Annotated in this window: 19 protein-coding genes (1 of these 19 cut by a window edge); 5 read left to right on the top strand and 14 right to left on the bottom strand. The window is 43.4% G+C overall.

The window, feature by feature from the left end:
- The 6 genes from ispD to tsaE all read right to left on the bottom strand — a co-directional run.
- A protein-coding gene (gene ispD / locus NQ550_RS03570) for a 2-C-methyl-D-erythritol 4-phosphate cytidylyltransferase (protein WP_008705875.1) crosses the window boundary here: on the bottom strand, positions 1-79 show its beginning. The gene continues 614 nt to the left of window position 1, outside the view; only the first 79 of its 693 coding nucleotides appear in the window; its start codon is at positions 77-79; its stop codon lies off the left edge, out of view.
- 1 nt (position 80) lies between these two features.
- Positions 81-1,100, bottom strand: a complete 1,020-nt coding sequence (gene tsaD / locus NQ550_RS03565) for a tRNA (adenosine(37)-N6)-threonylcarbamoyltransferase complex transferase subunit TsaD (RefSeq protein WP_008705876.1) — start codon at positions 1,098-1,100, stop codon at positions 81-83.
- Positions 1,101-1,173: 73 nt separating this feature from the next.
- Positions 1,174-2,082: a ribonuclease Z gene (locus NQ550_RS03560; RefSeq protein ID WP_008705877.1), complete on the bottom strand. Its 909-nt coding sequence runs from the start codon at positions 2,080-2,082 to the stop codon at positions 1,174-1,176.
- A gap of 85 nt (positions 2,083-2,167) precedes the next feature.
- Complete coding sequence (gene rimI, locus NQ550_RS03555) at positions 2,168-2,605, bottom strand: ribosomal protein S18-alanine N-acetyltransferase (RefSeq protein ID WP_025580163.1); 438 nt, start codon at positions 2,603-2,605, stop codon at positions 2,168-2,170.
- Positions 2,602-3,330 carry a tRNA (adenosine(37)-N6)-threonylcarbamoyltransferase complex dimerization subunit type 1 TsaB gene (tsaB, locus tag NQ550_RS03550; protein ID WP_025580164.1) on the bottom strand — a complete coding sequence of 243 codons (729 nt, stop codon included), beginning with the start codon at positions 3,328-3,330 and terminating at the stop codon, positions 2,602-2,604. Before tsaB ends, rimI begins: the two co-directional genes overlap by 4 nt.
- A 9-nt stretch (positions 3,331-3,339) precedes the next feature.
- Positions 3,340-3,774, bottom strand: a complete 435-nt coding sequence (tsaE, locus tag NQ550_RS03545) for a tRNA (adenosine(37)-N6)-threonylcarbamoyltransferase complex ATPase subunit type 1 TsaE (RefSeq protein WP_008705880.1) — start codon at positions 3,772-3,774, stop codon at positions 3,340-3,342.
- A 93-nt stretch (positions 3,775-3,867) separates the two neighbouring features.
- Here tsaE and NQ550_RS03540 point away from each other — a divergent pair, with 93 nt between their 5' ends.
- Entirely contained in the window at positions 3,868-4,386 is a 519-nt protein-coding gene (locus NQ550_RS03540) for a peptidylprolyl isomerase (RefSeq protein WP_020993454.1), read from the top strand.
- A gap of 54 nt (positions 4,387-4,440) precedes the next feature.
- Here the strand turns inward: NQ550_RS03540 and NQ550_RS03535 are convergent, their stop codons facing one another.
- Entirely contained in the window at positions 4,441-5,097 is a 657-nt protein-coding gene (locus tag NQ550_RS03535) for a YigZ family protein (protein ID WP_025580167.1), read from the bottom strand.
- A gap of 201 nt (positions 5,098-5,298) precedes the next feature.
- Here NQ550_RS03535 and NQ550_RS03530 point away from each other — a divergent pair, with 201 nt between their 5' ends.
- Positions 5,299-7,890, top strand: a complete 2,592-nt coding sequence (locus NQ550_RS03530) for a transglycosylase domain-containing protein (protein WP_025580168.1) — start codon at positions 5,299-5,301, stop codon at positions 7,888-7,890.
- A gap of 119 nt (positions 7,891-8,009) precedes the next feature.
- Here NQ550_RS03530 and NQ550_RS03525 read toward each other — a convergent pair whose 3' ends face one another.
- The 4 genes from NQ550_RS03525 to ftsH all read right to left on the bottom strand — a co-directional run bounded on the left by NQ550_RS03525 (position 8,010) and on the right by ftsH (position 14,146).
- Positions 8,010-8,954: an ROK family glucokinase gene (locus NQ550_RS03525; protein ID WP_022379920.1), complete on the bottom strand. Its 945-nt coding sequence runs from the start codon at positions 8,952-8,954 to the stop codon at positions 8,010-8,012.
- A 30-nt stretch (positions 8,955-8,984) separates the two neighbouring features.
- Positions 8,985-9,920: an HPr(Ser) kinase/phosphatase gene (hprK, locus tag NQ550_RS03520; protein ID WP_008705888.1), complete on the bottom strand. Its 936-nt coding sequence runs from the start codon at positions 9,918-9,920 to the stop codon at positions 8,985-8,987.
- 266 nt (positions 9,921-10,186) lie between these two features.
- Entirely contained in the window at positions 10,187-12,049 is a 1,863-nt protein-coding gene (gene uvrC, locus NQ550_RS03515) for an excinuclease ABC subunit UvrC (protein ID WP_025580170.1), read from the bottom strand.
- Positions 12,050-12,175: 126 nt separating this feature from the next.
- The gene (ftsH, locus tag NQ550_RS03510) at positions 12,176-14,146 is read right to left on the bottom strand and encodes an ATP-dependent zinc metalloprotease FtsH (RefSeq protein WP_025580171.1); all 1,971 of its coding nucleotides are present in this window, start codon (positions 14,144-14,146) and stop codon (positions 12,176-12,178) included.
- Between the two features lie 320 nt (positions 14,147-14,466).
- On the opposite strand from ftsH, the gene NQ550_RS03505 reads away from it, so the two are divergent.
- Positions 14,467-15,948, top strand: a complete 1,482-nt coding sequence (locus NQ550_RS03505) for a DUF1846 domain-containing protein (protein ID WP_025580172.1) — start codon at positions 14,467-14,469, stop codon at positions 15,946-15,948.
- 121 nt (positions 15,949-16,069) lie between these two features.
- Here the strand turns inward: NQ550_RS03505 and NQ550_RS03500 are convergent, their stop codons facing one another.
- Together NQ550_RS03500 and NQ550_RS03495 are read right to left on the bottom strand one after the other, a co-directional pair.
- Positions 16,070-16,819, bottom strand: a complete 750-nt coding sequence (locus tag NQ550_RS03500; protein ID WP_081703284.1) for a glycerophosphodiester phosphodiesterase — start codon at positions 16,817-16,819, stop codon at positions 16,070-16,072.
- 119 nt (positions 16,820-16,938) lie between these two features.
- Positions 16,939-17,748, bottom strand: coding sequence for a carbon-nitrogen hydrolase family protein (locus NQ550_RS03495; RefSeq protein WP_025580174.1), 810 nt, complete (start codon positions 17,746-17,748; stop codon positions 16,939-16,941).
- Between the two features lie 176 nt (positions 17,749-17,924).
- Between NQ550_RS03495 and NQ550_RS03490 the strand changes: the two genes are divergently transcribed.
- Together NQ550_RS03490 and NQ550_RS03485 are read left to right on the top strand one after the other, a co-directional pair.
- Positions 17,925-18,167 (top strand): type II toxin-antitoxin system RelE family toxin, encoded by a 243-nt coding sequence (locus NQ550_RS03490; RefSeq protein ID WP_025580176.1) that lies wholly within the window; start codon positions 17,925-17,927, stop codon positions 18,165-18,167.
- A 5-nt stretch (positions 18,168-18,172) separates the two neighbouring features.
- Positions 18,173-18,397 (top strand): hypothetical protein, encoded by a 225-nt coding sequence (locus NQ550_RS03485; protein WP_025580177.1) that lies wholly within the window; start codon positions 18,173-18,175, stop codon positions 18,395-18,397.
- A gap of 104 nt (positions 18,398-18,501) precedes the next feature.
- On the opposite strand, the gene galE is transcribed toward NQ550_RS03485, so the two are convergent.
- Complete coding sequence (gene galE, locus NQ550_RS03480; RefSeq protein WP_025580178.1) at positions 18,502-19,518, bottom strand: UDP-glucose 4-epimerase GalE; 1,017 nt, start codon at positions 19,516-19,518, stop codon at positions 18,502-18,504.
- Positions 19,519-19,802 lie beyond the last annotated feature (284 nt).

Genomic DNA, 19,802 nt, shown 5'->3' with positions numbered 1-19,802 from the left:
GGAACTGCTTCTGTACTTTACTGTGCATTCTTTTTCCCTGCCCTGCTGCCAGAACAATGGCCGTATTTCTTTCTGACATCTCAACGCTCTCCCAGTTTAAGATTCGGCACAGCATTCAGATCCCAGCCATGACGTGTACCTTTAATATATTCATAATAAGCAGCTACTCCGATCATTGCTGCATTGTCTGTACAGAAGATCGGTGACGGCCGATAAAAACTGTAATTATTTTTCTTACATGCTTCTTCCATTGCCGCTCTTAACGTTCCATTCGAAGCCACTCCGCCTGCAATTGCAATCTTAGTCATCCCATAATCTTTGGCTGCAAGCATTGTATGCTCCACCAGCACATCAACTACCGCTTTCTGGAAAGATGCTGCCAGATCTGCTCTGTTTATCTCTTCTCCGGTCATCTGCGCATGATTAATATAATTCAACACTGCTGATTTTACACCACTGAAGCTGAAATCGTACGGACAATCTCCAATTTTAGCTTTTGGAAACTCAATTGCATTGGGATTTCCCTCTTTAGAGAGCTTGTCTACCTTTGGTCCTCCCGGATATCCCAGTCCGATAGCTCTTGCAACTTTGTCAAAAGCTTCGCCTGCAGCATCATCACGGGTACGTCCCAGGATTTCAAATTCTCCATAATCCTTAACGATCACAAGGTGTGTATGTCCTCCTGACACGATCAGACATAAAAATGGAGGTTCAAGATCCGGATGTTCAATATAATTTGCTGACACATGGCCCTCAATATGGTGGACCCCTACCAGTGGAAGCTTCTTTGCATAAGCAATTGCCTTCGCCTCAGCAACGCCCACAAGAAGTGCACCTACAAGTCCCGGACCATAAGTGACACCAATTGCATCCAGATCATCAAGAGTTACATCTGCATCTGCCAGTGCCTGTTCAATTACCTGGTTAATCTTTTCAATATGTTTACGGGAAGCAATTTCCGGAACTACCCCACCGTATAAAGTATGAAGAGCGATCTGTGAAGAGATCACATTTGACAGAATAGTTCTTCCGTTTTTGACAACAGAAGCTGCAGTCTCATCACAGGAACTCTCAATTGCAAGAATTAATGTATCTTTCATTTTCTGTTCCTCATATATCCGACGGATAAGTCATCCGTTTTACTACTTGTTCATAATCAGTTTCAGTGACATATTATTCCTCAAAATTCAATTCCAGACTCTTTCCGTCTTTTCCCGGATATGCATTTGGAAAAATTTCACGAACTTTATCCATAAACTCATCCGGTCTGACCAGAGACGGACTGTAATGTGTCAGCCACATCTCCTTTACCCGGGCATCACGGGCCAAAACCGCCGCCTCGCGGAAAGTCATATGCTTGTATCCGCGTGCTTTGTCTGCTTTATCATCTTCTCCGTACATTCCTTCACAGATAAACAGATCCGATTCCTTTGCATTTCGCAGGATAGATTCTGTTGGTCTGGTATCTGTTGTATAAGTAAGCCTGATTCCTTTTCTCGCAGGTCCAAGTACCATCTCCGGTGTATAGGTAATACCGTCTGCTTCGATAGTCTGCCCTTTCTGGAGCGGATTCCAGTATTTCAGTGGAATATCCTGCTCTTTCGCTCTCTCAGCCGAGAATTTTCCCTGGCGGAGAATCTCAAGGGTATAGCCATAACAGAGTACATTATGGTTCACTTTAAAAGCCGTAATACGATAGCCATTTAATTCAATGACCTGCTCCGGCTGTGTAATCTCAATAAATTTAATTTCAAACGGAAGCTCCGGTGCAATGACGCGAAGTGCATTGACCACTCTCTCCAGACCTTTGGGACCTACCAGAGTCAATGGTTCTGTGCGGTCTGCATTTCCCATAGTAAGAAGAAGTCCCGGAAGCCCACTGATATGATCTCCATGATAATGAGTAAAACAAATCACATCAATAGGTTTAAAGCTCCATCCCTTCTCCTTAATTGCTACCTGAGTACCTTCACCACAGTCAATGAGCAGACTGCTCCCGTTATATCTTGTCATAAGCGCAGTCAACCATCTGCGAGGCAGAGGCATCATTCCACCGGTTCCAACTAAACATACATCTAACATATATTCCCTCTATTTTCCAGCTTCCGGCAATTCCCTTAAAAGGTGTATGGTCCGGCTGCTGATTTTTTCTGCTTTCATTTCTTTTTCATTCGGGATGTCTGGTCATAAGCAGCGCATCCTCCACAGGATCACTGTAATATGCCTTACGTATTCCATCTCCGGTAAATCCCATACGTTCATAGAGACGGATTGCAGTCTCATTTCCCACACGTACTTCCAGATGGATTGTCGTAACCTCCCTCTCTGCTGCAAGGCGGATCAGACTCTGCATCAGAAAAGCGCCAATTCCTTCTTTTTGTCTGTCCCTGCGCACAGCCACATTGGTAATATCTCCCTCATCCAGAACCATAAGAAGACCGCAGTAACCCAGAATCTTTTCTTTCTCTTCCACCACCAGAAACATGGCATCATCCCTGGTCATAAAAGTAAAAAAACCTTCTTTTGTCCATGGCACATGAAAAAGATCCTGCTCAATCTCCATTACCTGATCCAGGTCATCCACAAGCATTTCCCGCAGGATCATATTTTTGTACCTGCCGGTTTCTGCTCTTTTTCTCTCTCTGCACGCTCACGCTCTGCCTGGGAAACGCGGAGATATTCCGGGATATGTTCCATAGCAGTCTCTGTGCGTCCTTCTTTATAATAAATACTGCCAAGAGCTGCCACTGCCGCTGCTCTCTGTTTATTTACATGAGCCGGTGCAAAAGAATACGGAACCTGCAGTTTCTCTTCGATCAGTTCACGAAATACAGGTACACCGTCTCCCAAAAATGTAACCATCTCTCCTCTCTGATTCAGTTCTTCCAGCAGTTCCTCGATCGGTGCTGCCCACTGTTCTTTCAAAGTCATAAGCTGATGCTCTTCAAATCTGTAAATTCCTGTATATACCTGCTTTCTTCTGGCATCCATGATCGGACAGATCAATCCCTGTGCATCATAAAGATTATATGCCAGTGCATCTACTGTCGGTACTGCTACCAATGGTTTCTTCAGGGCAAGTCCCAGGCCTTTGGCTGTTGCCGAGCCGATACGGAGTCCTGTAAAGGATCCCGGTCCCGCTGCCACTGCAATAGCATCTACGGATTCCAGTTCCAGTTCCGTCATCTTCACAATCTCATCTAACATCGGAAGCAAAGTCTGAGAATGTGTTTTCTTATAATTTACAGTATACTCAGCCAGTAATGTATCATCTTCCACAACTGCTACAGATGCAACAATTCCTGAGCTGTCCAAAGCTAAAATTTTCATTTCTACCTCCTAACTGTTCTCCGGACCAATCACTGTAATCCTTCTATAATCAAAGCCTTTCTCCAGATCTTTCTCTATGGTTACTTTGATCAGCTTTTCCGGAAGGATTTCTTCAATCAGATCAGCCCATTCGATCAGACAGATTCCCTGTCCGAAGAAATAATCGTCATATCCGATTTCTTCCATTTCCTCAATGTCACCGATACGGTAAACATCAAAATGATATAAAGGAAGACGTCCGCTTTCGTATTCCTGAATGATCGTGAATGTCGGGCTGCAGATAGGCTCTGTGATTCCAAGCCCTGCCGCAACTCCCTGGGTAAATACGGTTTTTCCAACTCCAAGATCACCTGTCAGAGTATAAATCTGACCCGGTTTCGCATTCTCTCCGATCTTCTTTCCCACCTCAAATGTTTCCTGTGGTGTTTTTGTCTCTATAATCATCTTTTCCACCTTTTTCTTGCAGAATTGTTCTTTGCATATTATAATAGAGCGAACAGCGAAATACAATACTTTTTGAAAAGGAGACTTGAAACTATGGCAAATCCGATAGTTACAATTACCATGGATAATGGCGATGTGATGAAAGCAGAATTATATCCTGAGATTGCACCGAATACAGTTAATAACTTTATCAGTCTTGTAAAAAAAGGCTTCTATGACGGACTTATTTTCCATCGTGTGATCAACGGTTTCATGATCCAGGGAGGATGCCCGGACGGAACAGGTATGGGCGGTCCGGGATACAGCATTAAGGGTGAATTCACTCAGAACAGATTTAAAAATGATCTGAAACATACTGCAGGTGTTCTTTCCATGGCACGCGCCATGCATCCAAACTCAGCAGGAAGCCAGTTCTTTATCATGCACAAAGATGCTCCGCATCTTGACGGTGCTTATGCTGCATTCGGCAAGATCACTGAAGGAATGGATGTTGTAAACCGTATTGCAGAAGAAGATACCGATTACAGCGACCGTCCGCTTGACGAGCAGAAAATCAAATCCATGACAGTAGAAACTTTCGGTGTTGATTATCCGGAACCGGAGAAATGCTGATTCGCTGACTGTTTATGCCCCATGCAGTTTTCAGGCTGCATGGGGCATATTTTATCAGTCCGTAAATACTTTCACTTCACCGTCAATCACTGAATAGTAAAGATCTTTCTCTTTCTTCATCTTCGCTCTTCCATTTGTTCCCTCGGTGATTGCTTTTTCTACAAATGCAATCTGATCCGCCGGAACCAGCAAATGCAGAACTACCCTGTCAGTGTATTCAGAATCAAGGATCGGTAATTTCTGTTCTCCGGCAATATACTGGATCTTGCCTATCCCGGTATAATCCGTAACTACTTCCATAGAAATTCCGTAGGTTTTCTCAATCACTGTGCTGGCGGCAAGACCTTCCTGCAGACTCCTGGAATATGCTCTGACAAGACCTCCTGTTCCAAGAAGTATCCCTCCAAAATATCTGGTAACTACTGCTGCCACATTATAAATATCTTCCCCCAGGATTACATCCAGCATTGGTCTTCCCGCAGTGCCTGACGGCTCACCATCGTCACTGCATCTGGTATATTCCCTGTTCTTTCCCACCGAATATACATAGCAGTTATGTCTGGCATCCCAATATTTCTTCTTCATTTCCTCTATAAAGGCCAGTGCCTCCTCTTCGGTTTTTACAGGACGCACTGTAGCAATAAATCTGGATTTCTTTTCCACGATCTCGCCTTCCCCGCCCTCGTAAACTGTCTTATATTTCTCAAGCATGTCTCATACTCCTCTTTCCGTTCTCTTATTGACTCAGTGTACCATGAATTACAAAAATGTGCCAGCACAGTGTATACTAATCCTGTAAAAAAACACAATAACCATTAAAAAGATCCAAAAGCAATTGTGAATTTTTATTTTTCTGCTTTATTTACTTATTCTTATTTGATATAATAGAACGGATTATAAAGGAGGTTTAACATGAACTACGGTAAAAAGTCGACTGCAAAGAAACGGACGGCACTGATTTCCCGTTCTTCCATGATGGGAAAGCGCGCCAGAGTTTCTTTCATCAGAGTCCTGTTCGTATCACTGATAGCACTCTGCATCGCAGTAACCTGTCTGGGTGTGGGGTCATTCAGGGGTGTAATTGATACTGCTCCTGATGTTGATGATATTGATATTATGCCACTGGGCTATGCAACCTTTCTCTACGATGATGCAGGGAATCAGATCCGTAAACTGGCCGCTCCGGATTCCAACCGACTGCCTGTCACTCTCGATCAGATACCTGTTGATCTGCAGCATGCAGTTGTCGCAATTGAGGATGAACGTTTCTATGAACATAACGGTATTGACGTAAAAGGTATTCTTCGTGCCGGAATGAAAGCTCTCACTACCGGAGATTTCTCAGAAGGTGCCAGTACGATCACACAGCAGCTTCTTAAGAATAACGTATTTACCAACTGGACCAGTGAATCTACTCAGCTGGAAAGATTTACGCGAAAAATCCAGGAACAGTACCTTGCTGTCCAGGTTGAGAAAAAAACTGATAAAGACACCATTCTTGAGAATTACCTGAACACAATTAACCTGGGTGCCGGTTCCTACGGTGTACAGGCTGCCGCACGACAGTATTTTGACAAGGATGTATGGGATCTGAATCTTTCTGAATGTGTAACTCTGGCAGGTATCACACAGAACCCGACGAAATTTAACCCGATCATCAATCCTGACAGCAACAGGAAGAGACGCAAGGAAGTTCTCCAGCATATGCTGGATCAGAACTATATTACTCAGGATCAGTATGATGAAGCTCTTGCAGATGATGTTTATTCCCGTATCCAGGCCGCTCAGGAAAAGAACTCCAGCACTGAGAATACTGTTTACACATATTTTGAAGATGAACTGACAGATCAGATCATCAACGACCTGATGAATATCAAAGGTTACACCAAAAAACAGGCAACCAATCTTCTCTACAGCGGCGGACTTAAAGTATATACAACACAGGATTCCAAGATCCAGAATATCCTGGATGAGGAATATGCAGATCCTTCCAATTATCCGGACACTGTCCAGTATGAACTTGACTATGCCCTGACGGTTACCGATCCTGATGGAAATCAGGTAAACTACAGTAAGGAAATGCTGCAGCTTTATTTTCAGAATGAGGATCCCGATTTCGATCTTCTGTTTGATTCCCCGGAAGATGGACAGACTTATGTAGACAAATATAAGGCAAGCATACTCGCCAACGGAAGTAAAGTTCTTGCAGAGCGTGTCAATTTCGCACCTCAGCCACAGTCTTCCATGAGTGTGATCGACCAGCATACCGGCTATGTAAAAGCTCTGATCGGTGGTCGTGGAGAGAAAACGGCAAGTCTTACACTGAACCGGGCAACGGACACTACCAGACAGCCTGGTTCTACCTTTAAGATCGTGTCCACTTATGCACCTGCTTTAAATGAAAAAGGCATGTCTCTTGCAACAACATTTGAAGACGAACCTTATGAATATCCGGATGGTTCCCCTGTAAACAACGCAACCCGTTCTTACAACGGAACAACCACGATCCGTACTGCAATCCAGAATTCCATTAACGTTGTAGCCGTCAAGTGTCTGGAAAAAGTAACTCCTGAGCTTGGATTGAAATATCTGGACAACTTTGGTTTTACAACCCTTGCTCATGGAACAGAGGCTGACAAAGATGCCAATGGTAATGTATGGAGCGATGCAAACCTTGCCACTGCGCTTGGCGGCATCACCCGCGGTGTCACAAATGTTGAACTGTGTGCATCCTATGCAGCCATCGCAAATGGCGGAAATTATATCAAGCCAATTTATTACACAAAAATTCTGGATCACAACGGAAACGTCCTGATCGAGAATACTGCTGCCGAACGTTCCGTAATCAAAGAAAGTACTGCTTTTCTTCTCACCAGTGCAATGGAGGATGTTGTAAAACAGGGTACAGGTACAGCCTGCCAGCTTGACAATATGCCTGTTGCCGGAAAAACAGGTACAACCGAAGCCTATAACGACTTGTGGTTTGTGGGTTATACACCATATTATACATGCGCAGTATGGTCCGGTTATGACAACAATGAGAAATTACCTGATTATGCGCGTAACTTCCACAAAGCTTTATGGAAAAAGGTTATGACTCGTATCCATGAGGGACTTCCTTCCAAAGAATTCGAGAAGCCTGCAAGTGTAGAAAAGTTAAGTGTCTGCGAGGAAACCGGACTTCTTCCAAGAGCCGGCTGTCCGGTGATCACTGAATACTTTGACATAGGTACCATGCCTACTGAATACTGTAACCAGCATTTCTATGACAGTGATGATTATGACTATAATTATGATACAGATTCCTCTGATCAGACTGACAACACCACTGACACTGATAACAGCGAAAACTCTGATAATGGAGATACCGACAACAGTGGTGACAGTAACAATACTGATGACAACGGTAACAGCGGTGACGATGGTACTGATAATACCGGCGGAAGCGATGACAACGGTGACGGTAACGAGGATGATTCCTCTTATCAGGTCGACTATTATTAATGCAAAAATACCGGTACAGGAGCACCTCCGAATGATGTTCCTGTACTGCAAAAAATCCACAGTCCTGTCAACTCAGGACTGTGGATTTTTTATATACTTTCAAAATTGATTCTCAGATATTATACTTCTTTAATAACCATACGCGCAGATCCGTAAATACCTGCATCATTTCCGAGAGTTGCAAGAATGATCGGTGTTTTCTTGCATGCTGTAAAAGCATATTTCTCATAGTATTTCTGAATACAGTCGATCAATGGCTGTCCGGCTTTGGAAACACCACCGCCGATAACGATGGCTTCCGGATCTGTCACACATGCAAACATGGCAAGTGTTCCGCCAAGCATTTCTCCTACCTGTGCCATAACATCGCAGGCTACTTTGTCGCCCTCTTTAAAAGCATCCAGAACATTCTTTGCTGAAAGTTTCGTAAATTTGCGAAGAACAGTCTGCTCATCTGTAGCAGCCAGAGTTCTCTGTGCCACGCGAACGATACCTGTTGCAGACGCATACTGCTCCAGACATCCACAGTTACCACAGTTGCAGGCTTCCTTTTCTTCATGGTCAACTGCTGCATGACCGATTTCTCCACCTGCACCATGAGCACCGCCAACAATCTTTCCATCAACGATGATTCCACCGCCGACACCTGTTCCAAGAGTTACAAGAATAACGTTCTTAGCTCCTGCTGCTGCGCCTTTCCATGCTTCGCCAAGTGCTGCTACATTGGCATCGTTTCCTGCTTTGGACGGAAGTCCTGTCAGTTCTGTCAGTTCCTTAGTAACTTCTTTAAAGCCCCAGAAAAGGTTTACCGCACATGGCACTTCCCCTCTCTCATTAACAGGTCCCGGTACCCCGATTCCCACACCGTCGATTTCTTCTTTATCCAGCTTACGCTCTGCGATCTTGTCAAGGATTGTCTTTGCAATATCCGGCAGGATTGCTTCTCCACTGTTCTCCTTACGTGTAGGAATTTCCCATTTCTCAACTAAGACTCCGTCTGTCTGAAAGAGTCCACATTTTACAGATGTACCACCAACGTCAATTCCAAAACAATACTTTCCCATAATATCTGATATCCTCCAAATTACTTTAAATTATTTTTCTTCACGTTTCTTTGCAAGGTTTGCCTGAACACGTTTGTACAGCTCTTCCGCTGCATTGTATCCCATCTTCTTCTGTCTGTGGTTAACTGCCGCAGATTCAACGATAATAGCCAGATTACGTCCCGGACGGATAGGCAGAGAATGGCATACAATCTTATTTCCAAGATACTCTGTATATTCCTCATGCAGGCCGAGACGGTCATATTCTTTGTCTCTGTCCCACTCTTCCAGTTTGATAACCAAATCCACAGACTGTGTATCCTTAACGCTCTCAACACCAAACAGAGTTTTGACATCGATAATACCAATACCACGAAGTTCAATGAAATGTCTTGTGATATCCGGTGCCGAACCCACCAGCGTCACATCGCTGACTTTACGAAGTTCTACAACATCATCACTGACAAGACGATGTCCTCGTTTGATCAGTTCCAGCGCAGCCTCACTCTTGCCAATTCCGCTCTCACCTGTGATCAGGACACCTTCACCATATACATCCACAAGCACACCATGGATGGAAATACATGGTGCCAGCTGTACACCCAGCCAGCGGATAATCTCAGCCATAAAACTGGAAGTTGTACGCTCTGTCACGAAAGTCGGAACATTATATTTAACTGCCAGATCGATCATATCCTGTGATGGTCTTGTCATTGTACTGAAAATTACACAGGGAATCTTGCTGGAAATAAATCTCTCATATTTAAATTTCCGTTCCTCATCACTGAGCTGCATCAGATAAGTATACTCTACATATCCGATGATCTGTACCCGTTCATTTGCAAAATGCTCCAGATATCCTGTCAGCTGCAATGCCGGTCTGTTGATCTCCGCTGTCTTGATCACAATCTCAGACAGATCAATTTCAGGAGTCAGGTTGTGAAGTCCCAGTTCCTGAACTAATTTTGTCAACTGTACACCCTTCATTTATTTCTCCTTTTCAGTTCAAAATCTGAAAGCCCGGTCTGTCCGCTATCTCAAAACCTGCTCATACAGACATAACTCATTTATAGCTGTCGTCCGAAACTTTCATAGTAAATTTCACGTCTTTTTTATTATATCACATCACTATATACAACTTCAATTACAAAAAGCGAGAGTCTTTGGGTAATATGTAGAAGAACCCAGGAATATTTTTACATATTTTATATTTTTTTCTCACCAGTGTGCCGACAAGTTGATTCTTGAAACAATCAACTTGTCGGTACACTAGCTCCATGAAAAAATTCATAGACTTTCTGTGCACTTCCTGCATTCATGCTTTCTGTCTCTGTAAGTTCTTCCAGTGATGCATCTCTGATATTCTCAACAGACTTAAATTTCCGCATCAATGCTTTCCGCCTGGTTTCACCGATACCAGGGATATCATCCAACAGAGAATGTACCTGATCTTTACTTCTCAGAGATCGGTGAAATTCAATGGCAAAACGGTGCGCCTCATCCTGGATTCTGGTGATCAGACGGAAGCCTTCACTGTCTGTATCAATGGGAATTTCAAGATTATTGTAATACAGTCCTCTGGTTCTGTGATGGTCATCCTTGACCATACCACAGACAGGAATCTCTATTCCCAGAATTTCCAGGACTTTTAACGCAATATTCACCTGTCCTCTTCCACCATCCATCAGGATCAGATCCGGCATAATAGAAAAGCTGTCAAACTCATCTTTTCCCTCATGAGTAAATCGTCTGGTAAGTACTTCTTCCATGCTTGCATAATCGTTCGGTCCCTGCACCCACTTTATTTTAAATTTGCGGTAATCACTGCGCTTTGGCTTTCCTTTCTCATAGACAACCATGGAACCTACAGATTCAAAACCACTGATATTGGAGATATCATAAGCCTCCATACGCCTGATTCCCGACAGTCCAAGCCACTCTTCCACTTCATGAACTGCTCCGATGGTTCTTCCTTCTTCACGTTTGATACGCTCTCTGTCTTTATCCAGAACCATCTTTGCATTCTCTTCTGCCAGCTCTACTAGCTTCTCTTTCGTACCTTTCTTCGGTACCCTGATATAGACTCGCTGCTTTCTTCGATCTGTAAGCCATTCCTCTATGATCCTGGCATCTTCGATTTCTTTTTGCAGCATGATCTCACGTGGGATAAACGGAGTTCCGGCATAAAATTGCTTCATAAAGCTGGATAATACCTGAGCCTTTGTATCGCCACGCGCCACACGCAGATAGAAATGCTCCCGCCCGATCAGTTTGCCTCCCCGGACAAAGAATACCTGTACAACAGCATCCTGCTCCCGCAGATCAAGGCTTTCATCCATGGCAACTGCGATGATATCCTTATCTTCCTCTCCGTAACCTGTAATTTTCTGGCGTTCTCCGATCTTCTGGATACTACGGATCAGATCCCGGTATTCCATGGCATCCTCAAAACGCATTTCTTCGGAAGCTGCCATCATTTTGTCGGTAAGCATATCAATCGTATCCTTAAAGTCTCCATTGAGAAATTTCAGCAGTTCTGCGATATTTTTCTTATATTCTTCTGAACTCACATAGCCCTGGCATGGCGCGCTGCATTGTTTCATGTGATAGTACAGACATGGACGGTCCTTCCCACAATCTCTTGGCAGTACACGATTACAGGAGCGCACCTTATAAAGTTTTCGCACAAGCTCGATCACATCTTTTACAGCCCCGGCACTTGTATATGGTCCGAAATATTTCGCCTTGTCTTTCTTCATTCTTCTGGCAAAAAGAACTCTGGGATATTCCTCATTTACTGTGACTTTGATAAACGGATAACTCTTATCATCTTTGAGCATGGTATTATATTTCGGTCTGTGCTCCTTGATCAGATTACACTCCAGCACAAGGGCTTCCAGTTCCGAATCTGTGATAATATACTCAAATCTGGTGATATGGGTAACCATCTGTTCAATCTTTGCGCCCTTATTTCTGCTGCTCTGGAAATATTGACGCACCCTGTTTTTCAGACTGACGGCTTTTCCAACATAGATGATCTCGTCCTTCTCCCCATGCATAATATAAACCCCCGGCTTGCCCGGAAGTTTTTTCAGTTCTTCTTCTATCTGAAACATAAACTCTCCTCTATACAAAAAAATCCTGCCCTGAATGCTTTTCGTATCCATGAGATATTACAGCGTAATGTCCTGTGATACGAAAACAGAGCCGGAAATTATTTCGTTTCCGACTCTGTTATTGTATCACTGAATCTCTGGCTTATCCAGCGTTACTGTATTCTGTTTTTCCTCCGGAATTACCAGATCATCCAGATTTTCCGGAATCTCGATTCCACGCTCTACCGCATGGAAAATCTTCATAAATTCCTTACCTGTAATGGTTTCCCTGCGGATCAGGTAATCGGCAATCTTATCAAGTGCTTCTCTGTGGCTGCCGATCAGTCTCTTGGCTTCCTCATAGGAATTATGCAGAAGTATCATTACCTCATGGTCAACCTCTGTGGCAGTATCATCGCCACAGTTTAAAACTGCTCTTCCGCTGAGATACTGATTCTCCTGTGTAGTCAGACCCATAAGTCCGAACTTGTCGGACATACCGTACTGTGTGATCATGGCTCTTGCCACCTTGGTAGCCTGCTCAATATCATTGGCCGCCCCGGTTGTGACAGTGTCAAATACCAGTTCCTCTGCTGCGCGTCCGCCAAGATATCCCACAAGCATTGCTTCCAGTTCCTTCTTTGTATTGAGATATTTCTCCTCCTCGGGTACCTGCATTACATAACCAAGTGCCCCCATTGTTCTCGGCACAATAGTAATCTTCTGTACAGGCTCTGCATCTTTCTGCAGGGCGCTTACCAGTGCATGTCCTACCTCATGATAGGATACGATCCTGCGCTCCTGTGCACTGAGGATCCTGTCCTTCTTCTCTTTACCTACCAGAACTACTTCAACAGCTTCGAGAAGATCTTTCTGGGATACTGCGCTGCGTCCACTCTTAACAGCAAGGATAGCAGCCTCGTTGATCATATTAGCCAGATCCGAACCCACTGCCCCGGAAGTTGCAAGTGCAATGTTCTCAAAATCAACAGTCTCATCCAGATGTACATTTCTTGCATGAACCTTCAGAATCTCGATTCTTCCCTTCAGATCCGGTCTGTCCACAATGACACGTCTGTCAAAACGTCCCGGACGAAGAAGTGCCGGATCAAGAACCTCCGGACGGTTGGTAGCAGCCAGGATCAGAAGTCCCTTTGAAGTGTCAAATCCGTCCATTTCCGCAAGAAGCTGGTTCAGGGTCTGCTCACGCTCATCATTGCCGCCGCCATAATGAGAATCTCGGCTCTTTCCGATTGCATCAATCTCATCAATAAAAATGATACATGGTGCATTCTTCTTTGCTTCCTCAAAGAGATCGCGGACACGTGATGCACCCACACCTACAAACATCTCCACAAACTCAGAACCTGACAGAGAGAAAAACGGCACATGTGCCTCTCCTGCTACTGCCTTTGCCAGAAGTGTTTTACCGGTTCCCGGAGGTCCTACAAGCAAAGCTCCTTTCGGCAGCTTCGCTCCGATGGTGGTATATTTGCCGGGATTATGCAGGAAATCCACCACCTCCTGCAGTGATTCCTTGGCCTCATCCTGCCCTGCCACATCTCTGAAAGTAATTCCTGTATCTTTCTGAATGTAGGCTTTGGCGCGGCTCTTTCCAACGCCCATCATTCCGCCGCCCTTATTCATGCGGCGCATAAATACCGTCAGAAGTACAAAGAGCAGAATCGTTGGCAGAAGCACACTGACCAGCATAGAAATAATTTCCCCTGCTGCATCCGGCTTCTTATACTCAAACTTGATTCCTGTTCCCTCAAGTCTCTCCGTCAGCTTATCTACTGACTCCATCTGATTGGCATAATAAACTTCTTCTGAAAATCCTGATGACTGATGTTTCGGCGTGATCGTCAGTGTATTTGACTGAAGCGTAACCTCTTTCACATCTCCATCATCTACCATCTCAATAAATTTATCATAAGTGATCTCACTCGAATTATCCTTGAGCATATTGGTAAACATGGCGAAACATACCAGAGTTACCAGGAGGCATACCAGAAAGGCCAGTATCGACTGATGATTCTTGTTCGGGTCCTGTCTGCCCGGACCTTTATTATTATCAGGACGATTGCCATTCGGATTGTTATCCATATGATTATCCATTTCATTCCTCCTAAACGTTATCGTTCTTATTATAAAGAGAATTCGGGTATAAATCAACTGCGAGATTGTGAAAATTGTGTCCGGTTGTGCATATCTTTCTATAAACCCTATAAAATTTATATGAAGTTTTACAAATTCACCTGTTACAAATGGCTTTATTTGTAGTATACTATTGACAAACTGATTACTGCTCACTTCGTTCCCGGTAATGCACTCCGCAATACACAGAATTTATGCTGACCGCATAAATTTGCGCTGTATGTCCCGGGATATTCTAAATGAGCAGTACTAAAAATGTGATGAGGAAAGGAAATGAACAAATGAAGATAGGATTTGACAACGACAAGTATCTGAAAATGCAGTCCGAACATATTCGGGAACGTATTAACCAGTTTGGAAACAAACTTTATCTGGAATTTGGCGGCAAGCTTTTTGATGACTACCATGCTTCCAGAGTTCTTCCGGGATTTGAGCCGGACAGCAAACTGCGTATGCTGATGCAGCTTTCTGATCAGGCAGAGATCGTTATTGTAATCAGCGCCGCTGATATTGATAAAAATAAAGTCAGAGGTGACCTTGGTATCACTTATGATGAAGATGTACTCCGCCTTATGGAAGTATTTACCGAGCGCGGACTCTATGTCGGAAGTGTCTGCATCACCCAGTATTCCGGACAGGAAAGCGCAGATGCGTTTAAGAAACGTCTGGAGAAGCTTGGAATCAAAGTATACGTGCTTTATCTGATCCCGGGTTATCCGAATAATACTTCCTTTATTGTAAGTGATGAGGGATATGGCAAGAACGATTATATCGAAACAACAAGACCACTGGTTGTCATCACTGCTCCAGGACCCGGAAGCGGAAAAATGGCCACCTGCCTTTCTCAGCTTTACCATGAATACAAGCGCGGTGTCAAGGCAGGATATGCCAAATTTGAAACTTTCCCAATCTGGAATATCCCGCTGAAGCATCCGGTAAATCTGGCATATGAAGCAGCTACTGCTGACTTAAATGATGTGAACATGATCGACCCGTTCCATCTGGAAGCATATGGTGAGACTACTATTAACTACAACCGTGACGTTGAAGTTTTCCCTGTTCTTCAGGCTATGTTTGAAAAGATCATGGGCGAGTGCCCTTACAAATCTCCCACAGATATGGGCGTTAATATGGCCGGTAACTGCATCGTTGATGATGAAGTCTGCAAGGAAGCTGCACGTCAGGAGATCATCCGCAGATATTATAAGAGCATGGAAGCTCTGGTTCGCGGAACAGGCCGCGAAGAAGAAGTTTATAAGATTGAGCTTCTGCTGAAACAGGCTCATGTGACCATCGAAGAACGCAAGGTGGTTCCTGCAGCGCTGAAACGTGAAGAAGAAACAGGTGCACCTGCTGCTGCCATGGAACTTCCTGACGGACGTATTGTTACAGGTAAGACCTCTGAACTTCTTGGTGCATCTTCAGCACTGCTTCTGAATGCACTGAAAGAACTGGCAGGAATTGAGCATGACAAACATGTTATCTCTCCGGAAGCATTAAGACCGATTCAGGCGCTCAAGACAGAATACCTTGGAAGCAAAAATCCAAGACTTCACTCTGATGAAACTCTGATCGCGCTTTCCATCAGTGCCGCAGATAATGAAGATGCGAAGCTAGCCCTGCAGCAGATTCCGAAATTAAAAGGCTGCCAGGTTCATACTTCCGTACTTCTGTCTCAGGTGGATATCCTGGAGTTCCGTAAGCTGGGTGTTGAACTTACCTGTGAGCCGAAATCTGAGCATGCTAAGAAACTGCAGAAATAATTTCTGAAATGGTTTTCAAATAGCAGCAGAAAACTCTGAAAATCCACAATATCTATATAATGATACAAGAAAGAATCCTGCCTGAACATATGACAGTTTCATATGAACAGGCAGGAATTTTTTATTTCTCTATAATCTCAATCGCTCTGTCCGGATAATTGGTAATGACTGCTTCTGCACCTGCGTCTTTTACCAGCTGGATGTGTTCTGGTTTGTTGGCAGTCCATACGTGCATTTTCAGTCCGGCACGTTTGACTTCTTCTATGAACTGTGGGTATTTCAGGTGATAAACTGCAGGATGTACGGCGTTGATTCCGAGATTTTTGGCGTACATGGCTGGATTTACCCATCCGTCACTGAAAAGGATTCCGGTCTGTACATGGTCATTCAGCTGTTTTAACTGTAACAGGCTGTAATGGTTAAAGGAGGAATAGATCAGCTGGTCTTCCATGTTCATTTCTTTTACCAGTTTCAGGATTTTCCCTTCCATTCCCGGATAGAAGCAGATGCTGTTCTTTAGTTCGATGTTTACCATCATATCTGTGGTGCGCATGAGCTCCAGTACTTCTGCCAGAGTTGGAATGTGATAAATTCCTGATGGTTCTGCGGGTGTACTGACTTTTAATTCTTTCAATTGAGCCAGTGTCATATCTTTGATCAGTCCGGTTCCGTCTGTGACGCGGTCTACGTTTTCGTCGTGCATAACGATGAGTTCGCCGTCTGCGGAAGTATGTACATCCAGTTCGATTCCGTCTGCGCCCTGTCTGATGGCAAGTTCAAATGCTTCCAGAGTGTTCTCCGGTCTGTATCCGCTGGCACCCCTGTGTGCCCATACTTTTGTTGTTCTCTTTGTTGTTTCTGTCATTTCCATATGCCTCTCTGTTCTTTCTATTTTGAATTTTCTCTGTTTCTTTTGTTTTTGTTAATGGTATTACTATATCTAATAAATATGTTTGATCTATGGTCAGTCTGCGAAAAAAATGTGTTCTCCTATAAATGGTACATTTCAGATTTGCGGTGTTTTAATAATGGAAGCTGCTCTCTGATCTGGTCTTCCCGGTCCAAATCTATTTCTTCTATTAAAATGCCCTCTTTCTCATCCAACTGTTTCATAACCTTTCCCCATGGATCTGTTACAATAGAATGTCCCCAGGAAATATATCCTGCCTGTGTATCTCTGGCAGGAGCACATCCAAGCATATATATCTGATTGTCAAGGGCTCTTGCACGAAAAGTCAGTTCCCAGTGTGCCGGACCTGTGGTCATATTAAATGCTGCAGGGACGAAAATCATCCTTGCACCGTCCAGTGCCATTGTGCGGACAAACTCCGGGAAGCGGATGTCGTAGCAGATCATGACACCCATTTTCCCAAATTCAGTATCAAATACTGTGGCATGATCTCCCGAAGTCAGAGTATCGGATTCCTTGAAGTACTGGCCATTTTTTACATTGATATCAAAGAGATGAGCTTTTCTGTGCTTACCAATCTGTTTTCCATCTCTGTCAAAAATATAAGAAGTGTTGTAAACCTTTCCCACATCATCTGCTTCCGGCATGGAACCTGCGATCAGATAAATATGATACTTTCTGGCATAATCAGACATTTCCTGCCAGGATGGACCACCTTCTTTTTCTGCATAAACTGGAAAATTTTCGGTCTGATACGGACAGCAGAACATCTCCGGAAGAATTACAAAGTCCGGATTTTCTGCCTTTATTTTTTCTATATAAGTGCCGGCAGTACGGATATTTTGTATTTTATCTTTTACTGTAGGCATCTGAATTGCTGCTACTTTCATATGCGTCCTCTCCTTTCTTTTTCTATTATAGCTGAAAAAAATCACATCGCCAATCCTACATTAAAGTTGCTTCCAATATTTTTATATGCTATATTAAGAACAAGCCGAAACATATCTGCTTCTACCAAAGATAAAAATTCTAAATATCCCGGAAACCCCGGAAAAGGAGCATTTCTTTGTTTCAAATCACATATTCTAAAAAGGCTGAAAAATTTTTACGAAAGCAAGATAAAACAACACAGTATCGACTATTTACTGCTATCAGCAAATTACCATTAGAGGGAAATATCAAAAAATTACAAGGTATCTCCGGCTATCGACTTCGTGTTGGAAATTACAGAGTACTATTCGATGTCAACGGATTTGTTGTTGATATCATAGATGTGGGAAATCGCGGACAAATATATAAAGGAGTGTGAGTATCATGTCTAATGTAAAAGAAAGAATTATAGGTGCAGTTACAATTATGAGCGAAGAAGAGGCTGAAAAAGTCTGGAACTTAATTCAGGCATCATTTATTTTGTCCGACGTTGAAGAAATAGAACCAGACCCAGAAGAATTGGAAGCACTACGCCGATATGAAGCTGGCGAGCCTGATTATCAACCATCCATCTCTGCTGAAAATCTGAAAAGAGAACTAGGATTATAATTTAAAAACATCCCCCACGCATGAACATTCCTTCCATGTGTGGGGGATATTGATTTTCCACAGGTAAGTTGCTAAATGCACCTGCATTCAGTTGATTTAATTAATTATTCTTCATAACCATTCGGGTTATTGGACTGCCATCTCCAGGAGTCTGCGCACATTTCTTTAATACCGTTTTCGGCTTTCCATCCCAGTTCTCTCTCTGCTTTGGAAGCATCGGAATAGCAGGTTGCGATATCGCCTGGACGACGTGGCTTGATCACATATGGAATTTTAACACCTGTAGCAGCTTCAAAATTCTTCACAATATCAAGAACACTGTAGCCTTTTCCTGTACCAAGGTTGTAGATACTTAATCCGGAATTATCTTCGATTTTCTTAAGAGCTTTTACATGTCCTTTTGCAAGGTCAACTACGTGAATGTAATCTCTCACACCAGTTCCGTCCGGAGTATCATAATCATTTCCGAATACCCCAAGTTCTTTCAGTTTACCTACTGCAACCTGTGTGATATATGGCATCAGGTTGTTCGGGATTCCGTTTGGATTCTCTCCGATAGTTCCGCTCTTGTGAGCACCGATCGGGTTAAAGTAACGGAGAAGAACTACGTTCCATTCCGAATCTGCTTTCTGAATGTCTGTCAGGATCTGCTCAAGCATGGATTTTGTCCATCCATATGGATTTGTGCACTGTCCTTTCGGGCACTCTTCTGTGATCGGGATGATTGCCGGGTCTCCGTATACAGTTGCAGATGAGGAGAAGATAATGTTCTTTACATTATGTTTTCTCATGACATCTACCAGTGTTAAGGTTCCTGCAATGTTATTTTCGTAATATTCCCAGGGTTTGGCAACGGATTCTCCAACTGCTTTCAGACCTGCGAAATGAATACAGGAATCAATATCTTCTTTATCAAAAATTTCATTTAAAGCATCGCGGTCCAGGATGTCTGCTTTGTAGAATTTCACTGGTTTGCCTGTGATCTTGGAAACTCTTTCCAGAGATTTCTCACTTGCATTGCTTAAGTTATCCAGAACTACAACATCATATCCTGCATTCTGCAATTCTACAACTGTATGGCTTCCAATATAGCCTGCTCCACCTGTAACTAAAATTGCCATAATAATTCCTCCTAACCTGTCTTCCTGCTACAATACCTGTTTTTGCAATTTCTGTTTTTTTCTCTTTCAACAATACCTATATTAGTTCACAGCATCAGAAATATCCTTGATAATTCTGAGTGTAATCTATAAAATTCTGCGGATATCCTGTTTCACATCTGCAAAATTTACCTCTGTATTTTACAGCACCCTATATTCAGAACTGTAAAATACCGTTGCATAGTACAGCGAAAATTAAGTAACTGCTATATTGACTTGTCTGATTTTTCATCTGCGGCGTTGTC

The organism is Blautia wexlerae DSM 19850 (genome assembly GCF_025148125.1).
In the GTDB taxonomy this organism is placed as follows: domain Bacteria; phylum Bacillota; class Clostridia; order Lachnospirales; family Lachnospiraceae; genus Blautia_A; species Blautia_A wexlerae.
Note: the sequence above shows the minus strand (reverse complement) of the source record. Positions and strands in the feature narration are given on the sequence as shown.

Coding starts and splice junctions, on each gene's coding strand:
- tsaD (WP_008705876.1), bottom strand. CDS start 1,100: ATGAAAGATACATTAATTCTTGCAATTGAGAGTTCCTGTGATGAGACT.
- NQ550_RS03560 (WP_008705877.1), bottom strand. CDS start 2,082: ATGTTAGATGTATGTTTAGTTGGAACCGGTGGAATGATGCCTCTGCCT.
- rimI (WP_025580163.1), bottom strand. CDS start 2,605: ATGATCCTGCGGGAAATGCTTGTGGATGACCTGGATCAGGTAATGGAG.
- tsaB (WP_025580164.1), bottom strand. CDS start 3,330: ATGAAAATTTTAGCTTTGGACAGCTCAGGAATTGTTGCATCTGTAGCA.
- tsaE (WP_008705880.1), bottom strand. CDS start 3,774: ATGATTATAGAGACAAAAACACCACAGGAAACATTTGAGGTGGGAAAG.
- NQ550_RS03540 (WP_020993454.1), top strand. CDS start 3,868: ATGGCAAATCCGATAGTTACAATTACCATGGATAATGGCGATGTGATG.
- NQ550_RS03535 (WP_025580167.1), bottom strand. CDS start 5,097: ATGCTTGAGAAATATAAGACAGTTTACGAGGGCGGGGAAGGCGAGATC.
- NQ550_RS03530 (WP_025580168.1), top strand. CDS start 5,299: ATGAACTACGGTAAAAAGTCGACTGCAAAGAAACGGACGGCACTGATT.
- NQ550_RS03525 (WP_022379920.1), bottom strand. CDS start 8,954: ATGGGAAAGTATTGTTTTGGAATTGACGTTGGTGGTACATCTGTAAAA.
- hprK (WP_008705888.1), bottom strand. CDS start 9,920: ATGAAGGGTGTACAGTTGACAAAATTAGTTCAGGAACTGGGACTTCAC.
- uvrC (WP_025580170.1), bottom strand. CDS start 12,049: ATGTTTCAGATAGAAGAAGAACTGAAAAAACTTCCGGGCAAGCCGGGG.
- ftsH (WP_025580171.1), bottom strand. CDS start 14,146: ATGGATAATCATATGGATAACAATCCGAATGGCAATCGTCCTGATAAT.
- NQ550_RS03505 (WP_025580172.1), top strand. CDS start 14,467: ATGAAGATAGGATTTGACAACGACAAGTATCTGAAAATGCAGTCCGAA.
- NQ550_RS03500 (WP_081703284.1), bottom strand. CDS start 16,819: ATGGAAATGACAGAAACAACAAAGAGAACAACAAAAGTATGGGCACAC.
- NQ550_RS03495 (WP_025580174.1), bottom strand. CDS start 17,748: ATGAAAGTAGCAGCAATTCAGATGCCTACAGTAAAAGATAAAATACAA.
- NQ550_RS03485 (WP_025580177.1), top strand. CDS start 18,173: ATGTCTAATGTAAAAGAAAGAATTATAGGTGCAGTTACAATTATGAGC.
- galE (WP_025580178.1), bottom strand. CDS start 19,518: ATGGCAATTTTAGTTACAGGTGGAGCAGGCTATATTGGAAGCCATACA.